The following is a 3,491-nucleotide window of genomic DNA, read 5'->3' as shown; positions in this document are numbered from 1 at the left end:
GTTGCCCCTGAGTGTCCTGTTGCTGTCGTGGCAAACCATCGATCAGCAGATCTGGTCGCACCTGTGGGAAACCCAGATGCCGCGCTTGCTGGGCAACACTCTGACCCTGGTGCTTGGCGTGGGCGTCGGTGTGACGCTGCTCGGCGTCAGTCTGGCGTGGCTCACCAGCCTCTGTGAATTCCCCGGCAGGCGCTGGCTCGACTGGGCGCTGATGTTGCCCTTCGCCATCCCGGCTTATGTGCTGGCGTTCGTCTTCGTCGGTCTGCTGGACTTTGCCGGGCCCGTGCAAACGCTGTTGCGCGAGTGGTTCGGCAGCGGGTTACGCCTGCCGCGGGTGCGCTCCACCGGCGGGGTGATTGTGGTGCTGGTGCTGGTGTTTTATCCCTACGTTTACCTGCTGGCGCGCACCGCGTTTCTCGCGCAGGGCAAAGGCCTGATGGAAGCGGCGCGGGTGCTCGGGCAATCGCCCTGGCAGGCGTTCTGGCGTGTGGCATTGCCCATGGCGCGGCCGGCGATCGGTTCCGGGGTGGCGCTGGCGCTGATGGAAACCCTGGCGGATTTCGGTGCGGTGTCGGTGTTCAACTTCGACACCTTCACCACCGCGATCTACAAGACCTGGTACGGCTTCTTCAGCCTGCCCAGCGCGGCGCAACTGGCGAGCCTGTTGTTGCTGGTGGTGATGCTGGTGCTATACGGCGAACGGCGGGCACGCGGTGCCAACCGGGCAAGCAACGAGCGACCACGGGTCAAGGCGCTGTATCACTTGCGCGGGCTCAAGGCGTTCGCAGCGACAGGCTGGTGCACGTTGGTGTTCGCCTGTGCGTTCGTGATTCCGCTGCTGCAGTTGCTCGTCTGGTTCTGGCAGCGCGGGCGCTTCGATCTCGATGAGCGTTACGCCGGGTTGATCCTGCACACCCTCTACCTGGGCGGCATGGCGGCGTTGATCACCGTCAGCGTCGCGTTGCTGCTGGCCTTCGCCCGACGGCTGGCGCCAACCCGGGCGATTCGTTCCGGCGTCAGCCTGGCCAATCTCGGTTATGCGTTGCCGGGCTCGGTGCTGGCGGTGTCAATCATGCTCGCCTTCAGCTACCTCGACCGCGAACTGGTGATTCCGCTGTCGGGCTGGCTCGGCGGCGCCGGCAAGCCGCTGTTGCTCGGCAGTCTGGCGGCGTTGCTGATGGCTTATCTGGTGCGCTTCATTGCGGTGGCCTACGGGCCGCTGGAAAACAGTCTGGCGCGTATACGGCCTTCATTGCCCGAAGCGGCACGTAGTCTGGGTGTCAGTGGGCCGAGACTGTTTTTCAAAGTGTATCTGCCGCTGTTGCTGCCCGGCACGTTGAGCGCGGCGTTGCTGGTGTTCGTCGATGTGCTCAAGGAAATGCCCGCCACCCTGCTGATGCGCCCGTTTGGCTGGGACACGCTGGCGGTGCGCATCTTTGAAATGACCAGCGAAGGCGAATGGGCGAGGGCGTCGCTGCCGGCGCTGACGCTGGTATTGGTCGGTTTATTGCCGGTCATCGGCCTGATCCGCCGCTCGGCGCACCGAAACACTTAGTCGTCAGTCCTGAATCATGCGGCTACAATGCGCGGCATTCGGTGCGGTTAGTCTGACAGATCGGTACGCTGAAATCGGCTGAGAGCCTTATATTTCAAGGCTTTCAACTGTGCAGCGGCTGTCCGCGCCTTCGCCACGCCCGGAAGGAGAAACCCATGGGACAGCGTACGCCTCTGTATGACCTGCATCTCGCCCTTGGCGCGAAAATGGTCGATTTTGGCGGTTGGGACATGCCACTGCATTACGGCTCGCAGGTCGAGGAGCACCACGAAGTGCGCCGCGATTGCGGGGTCTTCGATGTATCCCACATGACCGTTATCGACGTTACCGGCAACCAGGCCAAGGCCTGGCTCCAGCATTTGCTGGCCAATGATGTCGAACGCCTGCACCGCCCCGGTCGGGCGTTGTACAGCACCATGCTCAACGAGCGTGGCGGCATCGTCGACGACATGATCGTCTATCGCCTCGAAGACCGTTATCGGCTGGTGGTCAACGCCTCCACCCGTGATCAGGATCTGGCCTGGATGCACGCACAACTGGCCGGGTTCGACGTGCAACTGCACGAGCGCACCGAGCTGGCGATGCTCGCCATCCAGGGCCCGCAGGCCCGGCACAGGATCGCCGAACTGGTCACCCAGTCCCGCGCCACGCTGATCCAGCACCTCAAACCGTTTGAAGCCGAAGTCGATGGCGACTGGTTCATCGCGCGTACCGGTTACACCGGTGAGGACGGGCTGGAAATCGCCTTGCCGGCCGAACAGGCGCCGGGATTTTTCAACGATCTGGTCGGTGCTGGCATTTCGCCGATTGGCCTCGGCGCCCGCGACACGCTGCGGGTTGAGGCGGGGATGAACCTCTACGGCCAGGACATTCATCAAGATGTCTCGCCGCTGGCGTCCAATATGGCCTGGAGCATTGCCTGGGAACCGGCCTCGCGGGAGTTCATCGGGCGGGCGGCACTGGCGGCGGAAAAAACCGCCGGCGTTGCGCACAAACTGGTGGGCCTGGTGCTTGAGGAGCGGGGTGTTTTACGCGCCCATCAGGTGGTTCGCATCGCCGATGTTGGCGAAGGAGAGATCACCAGTGGTAGTTTCTCTCCTACGCTGAGTAAATCGATTGCCCTGGCGCGTGTACCGATGGCCACAGCCGACCGCGCCGAAGTGGAAATCCGTGGCAAGTGGTATCCGGTACGGGTGGTGAAACCGACCTTCGTGCGCCATGGCAAAACCTTGATCTAACCTTTTCCGGCGGGCCTGACCGCTGACAATTTCCTGAGGACACCGAGCATGAGCAATATCCCCGCTGAACTGCGTTTTGCCGAAAGTCATGAGTGGGCACGTCTGGAAGCCGACGGCACCGTTACCGTGGGCATCAGCGATCACGCGCAGGAAGCGCTGGGCGATGTGGTGTTCGTCGAGTTGACCGAAGTGGGCAACAAATATGCGGCTGAAGATCAGGCCGGTGTGGTCGAGTCGGTGAAAGCCGCTTCCGACATCTACTCGCCGATTGCCGGTGAAGTGATCGCCATCAACGAAGAGCTGAGCGCTTCGCCGGAACTGCTGAACTCCGACCCGTACGGTGCTTGGATCTTCAAGCTCAAGCCCGATAACGCGGCTGATCTGGACAAGCTGCTCGACGCTGCCGGTTACAAGGCGGCCATCGGCGAATAAGCAGACTGTAATACTTCAAAAGCCCCGATTTCTCGGGGCTTTTTTGTGGGCGTCAATCAGGCGTCGCGCAATACCGCTTTCACCGCCGCCACCGAACGCTCGACATCGTCCTTGGTCATGGTGGTGAACATCGGCAACGACACGATCAGCCGTCCGACCCGCTCCGCCACCGGCAACATGCCTTCCTTGAAGCCGCGCTCGCGGTACAGGCTCAGCAAGTGAATCGGCGGGTAGTGATAACCGATGCCGATACCCCGTGCCTGCAT

4 protein-coding genes are annotated in these 3,491 nt (G+C 62.3%); 3 read left to right on the top strand and 1 reads right to left on the bottom strand.

Translation table 11 applies throughout. From position 1 onward, the window contains the following. The 3 genes from DBR24_RS12755 to gcvH form a co-directional block, all read left to right on the top strand. Positions 1 to 1,555 (top strand): iron ABC transporter permease (locus DBR24_RS12755; protein WP_146189029.1); only part of this gene is annotated, 1,555 nt, incomplete at its 5' end. A 155-nt stretch (positions 1,556 to 1,710) separates the two neighbouring features. Beyond that, on the top strand, positions 1,711 to 2,793 hold the full coding sequence (gene gcvT, locus DBR24_RS12750; protein WP_128614934.1) for a glycine cleavage system aminomethyltransferase GcvT: 1,083 nt from the start codon (positions 1,711 to 1,713) through the stop codon (positions 2,791 to 2,793). Positions 2,794 to 2,841: 48 nt separating this feature from the next. Continuing rightward, entirely contained in the window at positions 2,842 to 3,225 is a 384-nt protein-coding gene (gene gcvH, locus DBR24_RS12745) for a glycine cleavage system protein GcvH (protein ID WP_128614933.1), read from the top strand. A gap of 56 nt (positions 3,226 to 3,281) precedes the next feature. On the opposite strand, the gene DBR24_RS12740 is transcribed toward gcvH, so the two are convergent. Further along, positions 3,282 to 3,491: DegT/DnrJ/EryC1/StrS family aminotransferase (locus DBR24_RS12740; RefSeq protein ID WP_146189028.1), on the bottom strand; the 210-nt coding region annotated here is incomplete at its 5' end.

The sequence above is a fragment of the Pseudomonas sp. HMWF006 genome, from assembly GCF_003061205.1.
Lineage (GTDB): Bacteria > Pseudomonadota > Gammaproteobacteria > Pseudomonadales > Pseudomonadaceae > Aquipseudomonas > Aquipseudomonas monsensis.
The sequence above is the reverse complement of the archived record's forward strand: the minus strand, read 5'-3'. Positions and strand labels throughout refer to the sequence as shown.